This is a genomic window from Corynebacterium sp. HS2168-gen11 (genome assembly GCF_024834075.1).
Taxonomy (GTDB): Bacteria; Actinomycetota; Actinomycetes; order Mycobacteriales; family Mycobacteriaceae; genus Corynebacterium.
The window spans coordinates 51,730-66,531 of record NZ_JANUXR010000006.1 but is presented as its reverse complement, the minus strand read 5'-3'; the positions used below and the strand labels follow the sequence as shown (position 1 = coordinate 66,531).

Below are 14,802 nucleotides of genomic sequence, written 5' to 3'. Positions count from 1 at the left end.
GAGGAATTGACGAAGCCCCGCTGCAGCCCCGCTGCAGCCCTGCCGCAGCGATAACGCAGCATCGCTCCAGCGTCGTGAATCCGTTAGGAAGCCCTGCCGCAGCGATAACGCAGCCCCGCCGCAGCCCCTTAACCTGCAACGAGATCAACAAACTCTGCATTCAGGAGTGCTGCAAGATCCGTCGGCGCAATTTCCACATCAAGTCCTCGCCGACCACCTGAAACAAAAATAGTCTCGAATAACAACGCAGTTTCATCGATCACTGTCGGCAAGAGGTTTTTCTGACCAAGCGGGGAAATGCCTCCTGGAATATACCCAGACGATTTTTCAGCATCATGCGGATTCGCCATTGTCGCTTTAGAGACCTTGCAAGCAGCCGCTGCTTTTTTCAAACTCAGTTGAAAAGAAACCGGAATACAGGTAACCGCCAGCTGTCGTTTCGGACCCTTGCCAGCTGTGAGATCAATAACAAGTGTTTTAAACACTTGGTCAGGATCAATCCCAAGTGCCGCAGCCGCTTGTTCCCCAAAATTATCGGTGCCAGATTCAAAACTATGCACGCTATAAGACACATTTGCCTGATCAAGCAGAGCCAGCGCAGGGGTAGCCGCATGAGGTTTCTTTTTTCCCATGCATTCATTCCTACACGCTTTTATGCCAAATGCAACCTTGGGCATCGTTGGAACTTACCCTAAACAAAGCAGAAAAGTCTAAGATCGATTGCGGAACCACATTGAGACGCGAAGCCACACAACTCTCACTGTGGTCCTCAGACGTCAAACAATGACGTCGCATTGTGAACAGCAGTAGGGAGGTGGACACTACCGTAATGGCAACATCAAAGCATACTGAGCGTAAGCTCAAGCAACGCTTCGAACAAGAAGCACTTCCGCTGCTCGATCAGCTCTATGGCGGTGCGCTACGCATGACACGGAATCCTGCAGATGCAGAAGACCTGGTGCAAGAAACCTTTATTAAGGCATACCAAGCATTTGGTTCATTTACCGAAGGCACGAATTTAAAAGCGTGGCTGTATCGGATTATGACCAACACGTACATTAACTCTTATCGCAAAGCGCAACGCCAACCAATTCAAACCAGCGCTGATGATGTCACCGATTCACAGCTGCTGAATTCTTCCACGCATCGTGCAGTTGGTATGGAATCTGCCGAGGTTGAAGCACTGAAGCATATTCCAAACGAAACCATCTTGGAAATGATGAATGCGTTAAGTGATGATTATCGCATGGTGGTCTATTACGCCGATGTTGAAGGATTCGCCTACAAAGACATTGCAGAAATCCTCGACATTCCATTAGGCACCGTGATGTCGCGCCTGCATCGAGGAAGAAAACAACTGCGAAATGTGTTGAAGGATGTAGCAAAAGAATATGGCATCGCTGTTGAGAAGGATTAACAGCCAAAATAACGAAGCGAAACAATGGTGAGCAGGTATGACTGAAGAGTATGGGTTGCCCGAGACAGGTGGAGATCCGCGCGTAGACTGTGAGGATATTCATGTCTTCTTGTATCAGTTTGTTGATAAAGCAATGACTCCTGCTGAGCAAAAGCGTTTAGAAGCACATCTTGATATGTGCCCAGGCTGTGCAGAGGTGGTTGCAAATGAAGCGCAACTACGTGGAGTCTTGCAAAAGGTATGTGAATCTTCGGCGCCTTCGTCGTTGTGCGATCGCATTTTACAAGCCTTAAAGTTGTCGTAAGAGCGATCCTGGATAACAGTGGTGTAGCAGTTGCTGCACCACTTTTTGCGTATCACAGCTCTTGCTTGACGACGCTCACTGCGCCGCCAACAGGGCATAGGTACGTCTCGTGAGCATACGCATCGTAGATGCACAAAAGCCATGTGAGTGGCGTCCTCGAAATGAGAATGCCACGCACATGGCTTTTATTGAAATAGTCGTGGTAATGAATTACCAAACCGAGCATCGCTTAAGAATTTGGACGCTTACCGTGGTTTGCCTTCTTCTTACGACGATCCTTGCGCTTACGGCCACGCTGGCTCATAATTGTTCTCCTTTTTAAGGGTTATGGAGGGATGAACAGGACTCCACTTTACTTGTTAGGAGTAAAGCGTGGAAATCGCTGGGGACTTTAATCTTACACCGTTGTGCGGGAACGTCCACGAGTGCGGTTGTTCCGACGCTTCAAAGCACGACGCTCGTCCTCGCTCATGCCACCCCATACGCCAGCATCTTGGCCAGTTTCAAGTGCCCATGCTAAGCATTGTGATGTGACAGGGCAGCGGTTGCAGACCAATTTTGCGTTTGCAACCTGCGCTAATGCAGGACCTGAGTTACCTACTGGGAAGAATAACTCTGGGTCTTCGTCACGGCAGACGGCTTTGTGGCGCCAATCCATAATAATGCACTCCTTAGTACATGAAATGTCAGTTCTAGGTGAGGGCAGCAGTTTTATAAGCGCTGTTGCGAAAGATGCGTGCCACAGCGGATCGTCAAGGCTTGAAAAGTCGAGGCTTTATACAACAACGAATCCGGAAAGTGCTGACCTGTCGAGAAACCGTCTCGTTGTGTGATCTGTCCATGAATATTTCCATGTATTGCTAAATAAAGCTAGAGTTTACCGCTAAATTGTGACCAATGTCATATATGCATTATGGAAATATGGGCCATAACTTTCTCATTCCCCAAAAGGCTTTACCTGTAAAAAAACTTGCAAATAGTGATTTTCCTGCGCAAACGTAAAACACATTTTACTAACGATAAATCTTTAATTCGTCAAATTGTATCACCCCCAATCCCTCCCACTTTCCTATGTGCATATGTAGCATCGCACCATGATTCATTCTCCTGCTTTTTCTGAGGATGGGGGTAATCTTTGGTTTAGGGAAACCTGTAGATACCAGCAGTAACCCAAAAAATCTTCAATATTTATAATTACCCCCATTTCGCAGGTTTATCCCACTAAATAGTTGAAACTAGGGGGAGTATATACACAGACGCTTCCAGCTTTCTTTCAATCCCGACTACACTTGCACAGTATGAATACACCTGCCTCACGTCCTCCAACCCCAGTCTTGGCAGCTGTCGGCATTGCTGCAGTGCAATCACTGCTTGGCATCGCATACGCACTCGTGCTGATCGTGCGTGAATTACGTGGCTACCGAGATCCTGCATTAGTCTACGAATCCACCCAAGCGCACACATTTGTCGGCTACGGCTCAGCGATTTTCTTCCTCATCGTCTTTGGGACCGTCTTAATCGGCGGCTGGCTTTTAACAAAAGGACATCGCTGGGGACGCGGCCCTATCATCATGCTAGAAATGATTCTCGCCTTAAACACCTATTTCATGATCGGTGCCGGCCAGTACTTCCTCGCAGCTATCGTCGGGTTCAGCGCCGTAGCTGCACTCGCCCTGATGTTTAGTCCACCAGCGTTGGTATGGGCTTCGGAAACCTATGGCACAGGCAAATAAGTCACAACGGTTGTGCCTTGCTTTTCGACGAAAGCATCGCCAGCCAACTTCAACCCAATAGGGCCGTGATATCCACCGCGATCAAGCGGGATCTCACGGCTTTTTTCACCTGTATCCCATGATGCCATTGCAATACCTGCAGCAGTTGGATAGGCAAATTCTGCACCAACTGCAACTGGGGAACCGACAGCGTCGTCAAGCACATGCTCGATCTCTAATGTCAGCGGATGCAAAATATACAATCGCACACCATCAAACCAGGTAATATGATGTGGCAAATCACCACCATGTGCAATAAATACTGCATCTTCAGCAGTAGTCACCGCTGGCGCAGACGCTACTTCGATACTGCCAAGGAGTTCGCCCGCAGTGGAATAGCGTGAAATCGTCGGCGTTGGCCCAGGTGAATAGACCGCCACCGCGTCGGCACTTAGGGCAATGACCACCGACTGCGGAGCAAGTTCTGTTTCATGGGCAATTTCCGGTTTGCGAGAATCTTCAGGTGAGGTTTGTAACTGCCGCAACCACAATGATCCATCACAAATTTCAGTGAGCGCAAGATCTTCACTGCGCGTCCACGCCGATGTAATCGTGCAATCTTCATGCGGTTGCATATTCGGTTCCTGTTTGGCCTCTACCTCGCCATATTCAATAGTGCGCACCAAATCAGAGCGCCACAATTCCAGCCGCTGCGGTGCAATCGTGCCAACCCGATCATTTGATTCGAGATTCAAGGCTTCACTCGGAGCATTCGCAGATCGCGTATAGGCATACTGACCAGTATTTGCCCGCAGTGCCACAACATCGCCACAACCAACACCAGTGCGATAGGTTGCCACCACAGTGTCCCAAGCAGTGCCAAGCGAGCATAGCTGGTAATTACGCGAATATTCCCACACCACTTCACCTGTGAGCGGGTGATGAGCCTGCAAGCGCGAACCTTGGTCGGTGTTTTCCACTGTCATGACCAATCCGCCGGCAACTACCGGATTGGCGTTGGAGAAATCACCTGGATACCGTGCAGCTTCGGTATAGGCTGCTTGTGCTTTGGTCGCTGCCGGATATTCCACAAACGCCGTCGCTGCTGGCACCAGGTGTGACTGCCGAATCGGCGCACTCCACCAAGCTCCAGCAACAGCGAGCGTACTTACAACAACCAGACCTGCAGCAATACGGCGGTCACGAGACATACGTGAAGAATAATCAAGCATTAGCGACGAGTTGAACGGTTTCGAGTCGAACGGGATCGGGAAGTACTGCTACGTGTCGAGCGCTGGCCTGAGCTGCGCGTTCTGCTGGCAGGCACACGATTGCCAAACACCTTGCGCGCAGATCCAATATATTCTTGCGCGCTGTCTGGAATCGCCAACGCTTCATAAAACTCAGGTGAGGTACTAAACCAGCGTGGAGGTTCAGGGCGATCGAGCTCTAATTCGGTATCAATGGCCTTCCACTTGGACAATTCATCGTATCCAACTAGAGTCACCGCGATACCAGTGTGGCCAGCTCGACCAGTGCGCCCAATGCGATGCACATAGGTCATTGGATCATCTGGAGTCTGATAATTGACCACATGGGTGACATCATCAACATCGATACCGCGCGCAGCAACGTCGGTGGCGACCAAAATATCCACCATGCCCGCGCGAAATGCTTGTAGTGCTTGCTCTCTCGCGCCTTGACCTAAATCGCCATGCACTGCACCAACTAAGAAACCGCGCGTTGCTAAATCTTCGGCAACAGATGAAGCTGAACGCTTGGTGCGAGTGAAAATAATTGTCTTCCCACGGCCATGCGCTTGCAAAATGCGAGCAATGCAGGCAGGTTTATCCATCTGGTGTGATTGAAACACCACTTGTTCGGTGGAGGCATGCGTCGCTTTCGCATCTGGTTCTTCGGCGCGAATATGCACCGGTTGACGCAAGAAGGTCCGTGCTAATGTCAAGACCGGCCCTGGCATGGTGGCAGAGAACAGCATGGTTTGGTGGTCATGCGTTAATGCCGACAGCAGTTTTTCAATATCTGGGAAAAATCCCAAATCTAGCATTTCATCGGCTTCATCGAGCACTAAAATCGCTACCTGATCCAGGCGCAACACTCCACGCTGATGTAAATCTAACAGACGCCCTGGGGTACCGATTACCACATCAGTGCCCTTGTTCAGCAAGGCTTCTTGCTCTTCAATCGGGCGACCACCATATAACGTCGCAATGCGCAATGGCGTGTATTTTGCAGCTTTTGTAAAGTCGTCACTTACTTGCACCGCTAATTCGCGCGTTGGCACCACCACCAGTGCTCGCGGCGTCCCATCAAGCTCGGCAACGTCTGCTGCATCAAAGACTCGATCAAGCAACGGAACACCGAAACCATACGTCTTGCCCATACCGGTGCGCGCCTGCCCAATGAGATCACGCCCATCAAGTGCAATCGGTAACGTCAATTCTTGAATCGCAAAGGTCCGCGTAATACCAAGTTCTGCGAGTGCGCGGGTAATTTCAGCTGCCACACCAAGTTCAAAGAACGTCGGTTGGGTTCCTAAAGTATTCACCTTTTCGATAGTACTGTTTTTATGAGGGATTTTGTAAGTAACTACGGTTAGTATTGCCCCCAACACTGCCATTTATGACTAAGATCGTAATATCAGTGCACTTGCTGCCCGAACTGCAGGCGCATTGTCGTACACACGCAACACCTTGTGCATAACAGGTGTAAGAGAAAAGGAAACGCTTATGGTCATCACAATTGGATTTATCGATTCACCACGTGAACTGATTATTAAAAACTCCCAAACCCAAGAAGAAGTCACCGCGACTGTGCAAGAAGGCTTGGCCGACGCCGCCAGCGTATTGCAATTCCAAGACGATAAAGGCCGCCGTTTCTTAGTGCGCAGCAACCAGGTTGCGTATGTACAAATTGGTGAGGATGCACAACGTACCGTTGGCTTTGCTGGCGTTACCGAATCCTAACACCACTTTTCACCGACGAGCGAGACCATAATGCGCGATCAACAAGTACCTCAGCACTTCTCACTACGCACTGCGTTTGCCGAGTTCGTGGCACTGTATGGCTGGCGTGCGTATGCCATCCCAGTGCTCACAATTATTACGATTTGGGTGCTTGTCGACGTTTTCACCAGTCCAGCTTCTTCCACTTCCGCACAATCAGGCAGCACAGTTGTCACTCAAACTGTCACCGAGCAGGTTGCGGCAGAGCACGATCATGAGCACGGTCCAAATCCAGCGACGATGACTCAAGAGATCCGTAATAAAACCGCTTTGCCGCCAGGAGATCCTTTTACCATTAAAGGGGCAGGGAAATTCCGCGTCGTCGGCACGCCTGGGGCAGCAGCAGGGAAGGGCGAAGAACGGACAATCCGTTATATTACTGAGGTCGAAGAGGGCATTGATACCTCCGCCTATGGCGGTGATGAGGCTTTTGCCAAACTCGTTGATGCCACACTTACCAGCGTGAATGGTTGGACGCATGATCCGAGATTCCGCTTTGAGCACATCGAACTTACGCCAGGAGTTGAACCAGACTTGCGTATTCAACTCACCAGTGTACAAACCACTCACGAAAGCTGTGGTGTGAGTATTGATATGGAAACTTCTTGTTTCTTTGGTATCGGCAACCGTGTGATTATTAATGAATCCAGGTGGGTCCGTGGTGCTGGCACTTTTGAAGGTGATCTTGGACGCTACCGTCAATATCTGATTAACCACGAAGTTGGTCATGGAATTGGCTACGGCCTGCATGAACCATGCGGTGGTCAAGGCGAATTAGCGCCAGTGATGATGCAACAAACAATTAGTTTGAGCAATTCTGAACTCTTTACTATCGACCCAAATGAAGTTTATAAAGACGATGGACTTGTCTGCCGTGCAAATCCATGGCCATATCCATTGATTTAACCTCGCGACATCCGTGCTAGCTTGAAGGAAGCATCCGCTATGGTAACCGATCCACAGATACCAGAAATTACTCCGCATGGAGTTCCCGATGCTGTGCGAGATGTCTTCCATCTCGCACCACATATCCCAGCTCAGCGCATGGGAGTCGCGTGGGATTACGGCTGGCGCATTGCTGATACCGTGATCATGCCCGTGATTCACACCAACCGTGCGGCGCTAAGTTCACGCATCCGCGAACATTTAAGCGTGCCAGGAGTTCGCATTGTTCGCCCAGTGCGTACCTCAGATGGTCGATTCATCAACGGCGGCTGGCGAGCATCGACCTGGGTTGCGGGATCCATTGCGCGCCGGGTAGATGAAACTGTTGCAGCGGCATTACGGCTTGACGAAAGTTTTGCAGAACATGCAATCCCTGAAAGCCTCCAAAATGTGCATGGTAACGATGCATTTACTCGGGCTGATCAATGTGCGTGGAATGAGCATGACGATGGATTAGCCGACTTTGATCCGGAAATTCCTGCGCAAGAAGCAGCCTATGATTTGATTCGTAGACTTCGGCGTCGTCTGCGCCCACTTGCTGATGTACCAGTCCAGCTGACACATAGTGATATGTTTGCTACGACTATTTATTCTGGCCAGCACGCACCCACGGTGACGGATTTTGCCCTCAGCCTGCATCCATTCGGTACGACAGCGGCACAAACGATGATTGATGCCTTATTGAATAATGCGGTCGATGTTAATATCTTACGCAGGTATCGACACCTGGCACACCTTGATCAATTACTTATTCGCGCCTTATTGTATCGGCTCTATGTTCATGCCTTTCACCCCGGCGCAACTGCAAATACTGGAACGAACCTGCAGTGGCTCACCCCAATTGTCCTGCAGCATATTGATGGATAATCATGCACCTACCACCACATACTGATGCACCGCCAAGCGGTGCTGTTACGACTGTCACTAATACCGCTGATACCGCTGGGAATGATCACCGTGTGAAACTCATTCCACCTGTCCCAACGGTGCGTCTCTACCGTGAACAGCACAACATTCCCGAACACCAGTGGGACAACGATTTGTATCGTCTCCGCACTGGCCATTGGAAACTTACAGGTGAGGCAGGCACGGGCGTATCATCCCTGCTCATCGATACGGCGATTGCGTGTCTTGATGATGGTGTTTTGCCTGACGAAATTATGATCATTGCGCCTTCAAAATCGTCTGCATCACGATTACATGCGCAGCTCGTGCAACGACTGGGCACACGCCACTATGGTGCTGCTCAAACAACTGTGCGCAGTGTTCACTCCGCAGCGTTTGAATTGTTGCGTAAATTTGAAGGCGATTCTTTACGTCTGCTGACAGGTGCTGAACAAGACGCCATTATGGGCGAAATGCTGCGTAATGAGTCGAAAATACGGCAAGTTAGCCACTGGCCGGCAGAGATCCGAAATGCCGTTCCGTTAAAAGGATTCGCTCTCGCAGTTCGTGATTTCCTTCTTCGTGCAGTCGAACGTGGTTGCGATGCAGCTCAGCTGAAAGCTATTGGCGAGCAATTCGACCGCCCAATATGGTCCAGTGCAGCGGCCTTTCTAACTGAATATAGACAGGTTATGGCTCTTTCTGGCGCGCATGTGGTGAGTGCCGCTGAGCTTATGCATAAAGTGCTTGCCCACGATCTTTCCTCCACAGGCGTCAAAGTGCTGTTGGTTGATGATGCTCAGCATCTTGATCCGCAATCTGCCGCCTTTTTACAGGAATTACGCTTGCATACTCAGTTTTCTGTAATTGCAGGTAATCTTGAGCATTCCATTTATCATTTCCGCGGCGCCCGACCTGAGTTTTTGCAAGATTATCAGCCTGAGCACCAGCTGCATCTGACCCAATCATTCCGCAAGCCAACGAGCACAACGATTACGACGTTTTCGCGCGAGCAAGATCTTGCAGTTGGCGTCGCCGATGCTTTACGACGCGCTCACCTAGAACAATCTCTCCCGTGGAATCAAATGGCCGTATTGGTGCGCCACACCGGCCAGCGTGAGGAGATCCGGCGAGCCTTACTTGCCGCTGGAGTGCCAGTCACCACTGAAACAACTGCACGTGTGCTCCAAAATAATCACTTGGTTGAAGCGCTAATCACCGCGATTGAAAGTGCACGTCATGGCGGAAGTATAAGCCAGTTTGAGGCTCTCTGTATCAGCCCAATCGGTGGTGCTGATCCAGTGATTTTACGCAGGTTGTTACGAGGATTACGCCTTGCTGAATTGCGTCGAGTGCGTGCACATGGTGATGATACATCTGATGCACCACTACGTGTAGCACTTGAGGTGTTGGCGAGCTATGCGCGTGAAGCAACCATTGATTCTGAGCTGCAAGCTTTGTTGGAAGAAACCATCAGTGAACGTGAGTATCAGATTCTCGAGCGGATTCGCGCAGTTATCCAAGCAGCCCAAATTGAGGGCAGCGTGGAAGAAATCTTGTGGAATACCTGGGATGTAACTGGTCTGGGGAATCACCTCTTAGCCGTGAGCTTAAGAGGCGGATCAGCTGGTTCACAAGCAGATCATGATCTTGATGCCATGATGGCATTATTTGATGCTGCTGGTGATTACGCTGAGCGCCAGCCACATGCCGGTATTGATGCGTTTATTGAGCATATTCGCGCCCAAGAAATTGCCACCAATGTGCGTGATCGTCGACTTGTTGCGCCAGATGCCGTCACCTTAATAACTGCGCACAGCGCCAGTGGCTTGCAATGGGATACAGTAATTGTTGCTGGTGCCCAAGAAGGCCTGTGGCCTGATTTCCGTGAAACGGGCGATTTATTCCAACAAGAAGAATTATTGGAATATTTAGATGAACAGATTCCACCTGGCACCCCAGTTTCGCGTAACCACGAGCGTTTAGCAGAAGAACGACGACTGTTCCGGATGTGCTGTTCACGCGCAACCGGATCATTATCGGTAATGGTGGTTTCTGCACCAGATAGTGATGAAGCCATTGAGCCTTCTCGGTTTGTTCATGAATTGCAGGTCGCAATTACTCAAGCAGAACCAGAGGTAGAAGAAGCTCGCTTCGATGGCACTGTAGAAACACCTTCACTCCGGCTACTTGCGCCTGAGACGATCATTGCTGAGCTGCGTCGTGTTGTACAAGATCCGACACAAGATGCCACCACCCAAGAACAAGCGGCACGCCAACTTGCGCGCCTTGCGAATGCCGGTGTCCCAGGTGCACATGTTGAGCAGTGGTGGGGTTATGGTGGAGTTTCTACCGAAGAACCATTACAGGTACGTGCATTATCACCATCAAAAATTAACCAGGCTTTGCAGTGTCCACTACATGCCGTACTGGGGCAAGCGTTTGAAGAGTTTGAGGCATCAGATACATTACTGCGCGGTAGTTTATTGCATGCTGCGGCTGAAGCCTATGGCAATGGTGCAGATCCAGAGGTCGTGCGGCTCCTTGTTGCGCATACGTACCAGCGCTTATTCAATAATCCTGCATGGCAGCAAGATGCAAAATTTCAGGAGTTTATGCAAACCCTTGAGCAGTTGGAACAATGGGTAAAAGAGCGTGAGTCCTTCGATGCGGTTGCCAAAAACGAAATCATGCTAGATGTCAGCATTTCGGAGAAGGTGCACATTCAAGGCCGAATTGACAGGCTTGAGCAAAATAGCAACGGCAGTTGCCTTATCATTGATTTCAAAACTGGTAAGTCTGCCATAACCGCACCAAAAGCGGAAGAGCATAAGCAGCTATTGGCATATCAGTTGGCGCTCCACCACGGCCAGATGCGAGAACATGAAATTGTCACTGGTGAAGGGCTCAAAGTTGAAGCTGCTGAGTTAGTGTATCCAGAGATCCTGGTATACCGTGCCGTTAAGGTACTCAAGCAAAACGCGAAAACTCCTGCTGAACTTGCAGAATTTGCCGAATCTTTAGAACAACTATATGAGGACTTAACAGGTCCTACACTTCGGACACAACGATCAGAACTGTGCGACCACTGTACGTTGACCCATGTGTGCCCAACGCAACAAGGATTGCGATTAACGCCACTTCCAACCACTGAGGAGCAGCTATGAGCATGCGCGCTGAATCACCAGTCTCACCTGAAGAATTATCGCGATGGTTGGGGCAAAAATTTCCACCGACGCCGCAACAAGCATCAGTGATTGAACACCCACTGGAACCTTTATTGGTGGTTGCTGGTGCAGGTGCTGGCAAAACCGAAACAATGGCGGCAAGGGTCGTCTGGCAAGTCGCAAATGGCATGCTCGATCCTGATCGCGTCATCGGTCTCACCTTTACCAGAAAAGCTGCCCAACAATTGGCGCAACGTATGCGAACACGTTTAGTCCAACTTGCGGGTATTCCGCAATTGCAGCAGTTGGATCCAACTGGGCAATTAGCCCAACGATTACGTTCAAGTCAGCCGCAGGCGATGACCTATGACGCTTTTGCCGGTCAAATCGTTGCAGAATTTGGTCTCTTATTGCCGGTGGAACCGCAGTCACGCATTATTTCACAGACTGAGCTGTATATGATTGCCTCCGATGTGGTTCGGGAATATCAAGGCCCACTGCATTCGGATAAAGCATTCTCAACGGTAGTTGAGAGGTTAGTGGCGTTATCCTCTGAGATGGATAATCACATGGTTGATGCAGCCGATATTCTGGAAGAATCACGAGCATTCGTGGAATATATTGATGAGCGTCCACGTCGTTCAAACCAGGGTAAAAAGTTGAATGGTGACATGATGCAATATCGTACCGCTCAACTTGTACGTGCTGAATATCTACCATTGGTGAAGAAACTCAAAGAAACCTTGAGTGAACGTAATTTGATGACATTTGGCGAACAAATGAGCATTGCGGCACGGTTGGCTCAGGAACATCCGCTGGTGCGTAAGCATTTTAGGCAGCGCTATGATGCAATTTTCCTCGATGAATATCAAGATACTTCGCATGCACAGCGCATCTTATTATCGAGCTTATTTGCAGGTTGTGCGGTGACCGCAGTGGGCGATCCAATGCAATCTATTTATGGTTGGCGTGGTGCAACAGCGGCTAATCTTGATCGGTTTATGACTGACTTCGTCGCACCGTATGAGCCACCAGCGCAGAAAAAAGAATTGACCATGAGTTTCCGCAATCCATCTGCGGTATTGGAAATGGCAAATACCGTCGCTAATGCTGTTTTAGGGCCACCGACGGATAGCCGTCGACCAGTGCAACCTTTAGTGTCCGTGCCGAATCGCGAAGCAGGCACTGTGGAATTGGGATTCTATGCCACCAAAGAAGAAGAAATCGCTGCGGTGGCACAAAACGTAGCCAAGGTTTATCAGCAGCGTGATCGTACTGAGCCGTTTACTGCTGCAGTATTGGTGCGAAAAAATTATCATATGGCGCCGATAGCAGCGGCATTGCGGATGGCTGGTGTACCAGTGGAAATTGTGGGATCAGAAGCATTACTGGATATTCCAGAAATCGCTGATCTCGTGGCTATTGCTACGGTGCTGATCCGACCATATGATTCCCCTGCGGCTTTGCGTGTCCTCACCTCGCCAATGGTGGGATTAGGCATGGCAGATATTTTGCAGTTAGCCCGCCGCAGCAAGCAATTGAGCAGGCAGATGCAAGATCCGCATGATACCAACGGTGACACAGCGGATGTTGAATCGCTGAGCCCAGAAGATCAACTGCGCGCAAGCTTAGAAGCATTAATCCCAACCCGACCAGACTTGATGGTGGGATTAGGCGATGTACTAGCAGATCTTGGCGACGCCGCAGGGTATTCTCCTACAGGACTTGCACGTTTGCGGAAGTTAGGAAGCCAGTTACGCGAATTGCGTACCTACGCGTTGGGCTATAATTTGCCAGAATTATTTGTTGCCATTGAACAAGTCATGGGTATCCGCACGGAGATCCTGGCGCGCGAAAACCCTTATGCAGATGGAGCTGCCGGACTTTCCCATCTGGAACGCTTCTATGAAGAAGTTCAACAATTCGCTGCGATTCCGGGAGCCAGCCTGCCAAAATTCCTAGACTATCTCACACAAGCTCGCACGCACGATAAAGGCCTTTCCGCTGGCGAAGTACGCGTAAATGCTGAGCGAGTGCAGATTATGACGGTCCATAAAGCCAAAGGTTTGGAGTGGCAGTATGTCTATGTCGTGCATGCGGATAGCTCTACCTATGACAATAAAACTACGACATGGGTAAAAAATGAAGCCATACTACCGTCTACGTTGCGCGGCGATGCACGAGAAAATGATGAAGGTTTAGGTATGCCGGTATTTGAACCCGATGACGCTTGGGATCGCAAAGAGCTGGAAGTAGAATTAAAAGCGCATATGGCGGAGTTCAAAGAGGTTGCTGGAGAAGAAACCATCCGGCTGTTTTATGTTGCCCTAACGCGCGCGGAAACATATTTAAGTATTACTGGTTCGGCAGATCCGACGAAGTCAAGGACAGTGAAACCGTATCAGCAGTTGGAATTGCTCAAACAGCACTACCCAGCATCGGTAGTTGCGTGGGCAGAATCTGGCGCTGCATCAGACGATGTTGATGAAGCAGCTGCAGCATCGGCGAATAAATATTTCCCATCTAAGGGGCTTGAACTCGTCGCAAAGCGCCTTGCACCTGCGGTAACAAAGGTCAAGGCTGCGTATGAGCAACTGCCTGAATATCGAGATGAGAAAGAAATTTATCAGCTCTGGGAACGCGACGTGACGGCATTAATCGAAGAGCATGAACGCCACGCTGCCGCAACGGTGAATGTGCCTTTGTCGAACCAACTCACCGCGACTGATATTGTGGCATTCCAGACCAATCCAGAGCAGTTCGCCCGCCGACAACGTCGTCCAATTCCATTTAAGCCAAATGCATATGCCAAGCGTGGCACAGGTTTCCATGCGTGGTTGGAACATCGTTTCGCCGCACAGGATTTATTCGCCGACACCGTGGATGAGGCAGCAGTCGAAGATCCTATCTTGATTGAACTGCAGCAAAAGTTCCTCGCAAGCCCGTGGGCAGATCGCACGCCTACGTATGTGGAGCATCCATTTGAAGTGCTCATTGATGGCGTAATGATCCGCGGACGCATGGATGCGATTTTTGCGCAGCCTGATGGCAGTTGGCTGATTGTCGACTGGAAAACGGGTAAATCGCCAAATGCGCGAGAATTACATGATGTGCGAGTGCAGTTGGCCATGTATCGCATCGCGTGGGCAAAAATGCAGCAATGCGATCCTGCGAATGTGCAGTGTGCATTTTATTATGTGCGCGATGAGAAGTTGCTTGAGGTGGCGGATCTTCCTGATGAGGCAGAAATCGCCAAGCTGATGCGGCTGAAGGCAGAAGATTAGAGAGCCAGACTCATACGCCTAGGTTAGACTATCGTAAGAATACATATTTTCGGGTTGAAGGA

Annotated in this window: 13 protein-coding genes; 8 read left to right on the top strand and 5 right to left on the bottom strand. The window is 50.0% G+C overall.

The window, feature by feature from the left end; translation table 11 throughout:
- Positions 1-128: 128 nt before the first annotated feature.
- A complete protein-coding gene (gene ybaK / locus NXS99_RS05660; protein WP_259287688.1) occupies positions 129-632 on the bottom strand; it encodes a Cys-tRNA(Pro) deacylase in 504 nt (167 codons plus the stop codon).
- A 197-nt stretch (positions 633-829) separates the two neighbouring features.
- Here ybaK and NXS99_RS05655 point away from each other — a divergent pair, with 197 nt between their 5' ends.
- Complete coding sequence (locus tag NXS99_RS05655) at positions 830-1,417, top strand: sigma-70 family RNA polymerase sigma factor (protein WP_259287687.1); 588 nt, start codon at positions 830-832, stop codon at positions 1,415-1,417.
- A 37-nt stretch (positions 1,418-1,454) separates the two neighbouring features.
- Entirely contained in the window at positions 1,455-1,721 is a 267-nt protein-coding gene (locus NXS99_RS05650) for an anti-sigma factor (protein WP_259287686.1), read from the top strand.
- A 229-nt stretch (positions 1,722-1,950) separates the two neighbouring features.
- On the opposite strand, the gene NXS99_RS09185 is transcribed toward NXS99_RS05650, so the two are convergent.
- Entirely contained in the window at positions 1,951-2,025 is a 75-nt protein-coding gene (locus NXS99_RS09185; RefSeq protein WP_096334972.1) for a 50S ribosomal protein bL37, read from the bottom strand.
- Between the two features lie 93 nt (positions 2,026-2,118).
- On the bottom strand, positions 2,119-2,379 hold the full coding sequence (locus tag NXS99_RS05645) for a WhiB family transcriptional regulator (protein ID WP_259287685.1): 261 nt from the start codon (positions 2,377-2,379) through the stop codon (positions 2,119-2,121).
- A gap of 640 nt (positions 2,380-3,019) precedes the next feature.
- Between NXS99_RS05645 and NXS99_RS05640 the strand changes: the two genes are divergently transcribed.
- Positions 3,020-3,454, top strand: coding sequence for a hypothetical protein (locus NXS99_RS05640; protein WP_259287684.1), 435 nt, complete (start codon positions 3,020-3,022; stop codon positions 3,452-3,454).
- Here NXS99_RS05640 and NXS99_RS05635 read toward each other — a convergent pair.
- The gene (locus tag NXS99_RS05635; protein ID WP_259287683.1) at positions 3,436-4,644 is read right to left on the bottom strand and encodes a hypothetical protein; all 1,209 of its coding nucleotides are present in this window, start codon (positions 4,642-4,644) and stop codon (positions 3,436-3,438) included. The genes NXS99_RS05640 and NXS99_RS05635 overlap by 19 nt on opposite strands.
- A 20-nt stretch (positions 4,645-4,664) precedes the next feature.
- Positions 4,665-6,002, bottom strand: a complete 1,338-nt coding sequence (locus NXS99_RS05630) for a DEAD/DEAH box helicase (protein ID WP_259287682.1) — start codon at positions 6,000-6,002, stop codon at positions 4,665-4,667.
- A 181-nt stretch (positions 6,003-6,183) separates the two neighbouring features.
- On the opposite strand from NXS99_RS05630, the gene NXS99_RS05625 reads away from it, so the two are divergent.
- The 5 genes from NXS99_RS05625 to NXS99_RS05605 are packed head-to-tail and all read left to right on the top strand — an operon-like array spanning position 6,184 to position 14,740.
- Positions 6,184-6,420 carry a DUF3107 domain-containing protein gene (locus NXS99_RS05625; protein WP_259287681.1) on the top strand — a complete coding sequence of 79 codons (237 nt, stop codon included), beginning with the start codon at positions 6,184-6,186 and terminating at the stop codon, positions 6,418-6,420.
- Between the two features lie 30 nt (positions 6,421-6,450).
- On the top strand, positions 6,451-7,365 hold the full coding sequence (locus NXS99_RS05620; protein ID WP_259287680.1) for a DUF3152 domain-containing protein: 915 nt from the start codon (positions 6,451-6,453) through the stop codon (positions 7,363-7,365).
- 39 nt (positions 7,366-7,404) lie between these two features.
- The gene (locus tag NXS99_RS05615; RefSeq protein WP_259287679.1) at positions 7,405-8,271 is read left to right on the top strand and encodes a TIGR02569 family protein; all 867 of its coding nucleotides are present in this window, start codon (positions 7,405-7,407) and stop codon (positions 8,269-8,271) included.
- A gap of 2 nt (positions 8,272-8,273) precedes the next feature.
- On the top strand, positions 8,274-11,456 hold the full coding sequence (locus NXS99_RS05610) for an ATP-dependent DNA helicase (protein WP_259287678.1): 3,183 nt from the start codon (positions 8,274-8,276) through the stop codon (positions 11,454-11,456).
- Positions 11,453-14,740 (top strand): DEAD/DEAH box helicase, encoded by a 3,288-nt coding sequence (locus tag NXS99_RS05605; RefSeq protein WP_259287677.1) that lies wholly within the window; start codon positions 11,453-11,455, stop codon positions 14,738-14,740. The genes NXS99_RS05610 and NXS99_RS05605 overlap by 4 nt, the downstream gene beginning before the upstream one ends.
- The last annotated feature ends 62 nt before the right edge of the window (positions 14,741-14,802 follow it).

Excerpts from the sequence above, each read along its gene's own strand:
- NXS99_RS05605 (WP_259287677.1), top strand. The coding sequence starts at position 11,453 with ATGAGCATGCGCGCTGAATCACCAGTCTCACCTGAAGAATTATCGCGA.
- NXS99_RS05635 (WP_259287683.1), bottom strand. The coding sequence starts at position 4,644 with ATGTCTCGTGACCGCCGTATTGCTGCAGGTCTGGTTGTTGTAAGTACG.
- NXS99_RS05610 (WP_259287678.1), top strand. The coding sequence starts at position 8,274 with ATGCACCTACCACCACATACTGATGCACCGCCAAGCGGTGCTGTTACG.
- NXS99_RS05650 (WP_259287686.1), top strand. The coding sequence starts at position 1,455 with ATGACTGAAGAGTATGGGTTGCCCGAGACAGGTGGAGATCCGCGCGTA.
- NXS99_RS05645 (WP_259287685.1), bottom strand. The coding sequence starts at position 2,379 with ATGGATTGGCGCCACAAAGCCGTCTGCCGTGACGAAGACCCAGAGTTA.
- NXS99_RS05625 (WP_259287681.1), top strand. The coding sequence starts at position 6,184 with ATGGTCATCACAATTGGATTTATCGATTCACCACGTGAACTGATTATT.
- NXS99_RS05620 (WP_259287680.1), top strand. The coding sequence starts at position 6,451 with ATGCGCGATCAACAAGTACCTCAGCACTTCTCACTACGCACTGCGTTT.
- NXS99_RS05615 (WP_259287679.1), top strand. The coding sequence starts at position 7,405 with ATGGTAACCGATCCACAGATACCAGAAATTACTCCGCATGGAGTTCCC.
- NXS99_RS05640 (WP_259287684.1), top strand. The coding sequence starts at position 3,020 with ATGAATACACCTGCCTCACGTCCTCCAACCCCAGTCTTGGCAGCTGTC.
- NXS99_RS05655 (WP_259287687.1), top strand. The coding sequence starts at position 830 with ATGGCAACATCAAAGCATACTGAGCGTAAGCTCAAGCAACGCTTCGAA.
- ybaK (WP_259287688.1), bottom strand. The coding sequence starts at position 632 with ATGGGAAAAAAGAAACCTCATGCGGCTACCCCTGCGCTGGCTCTGCTT.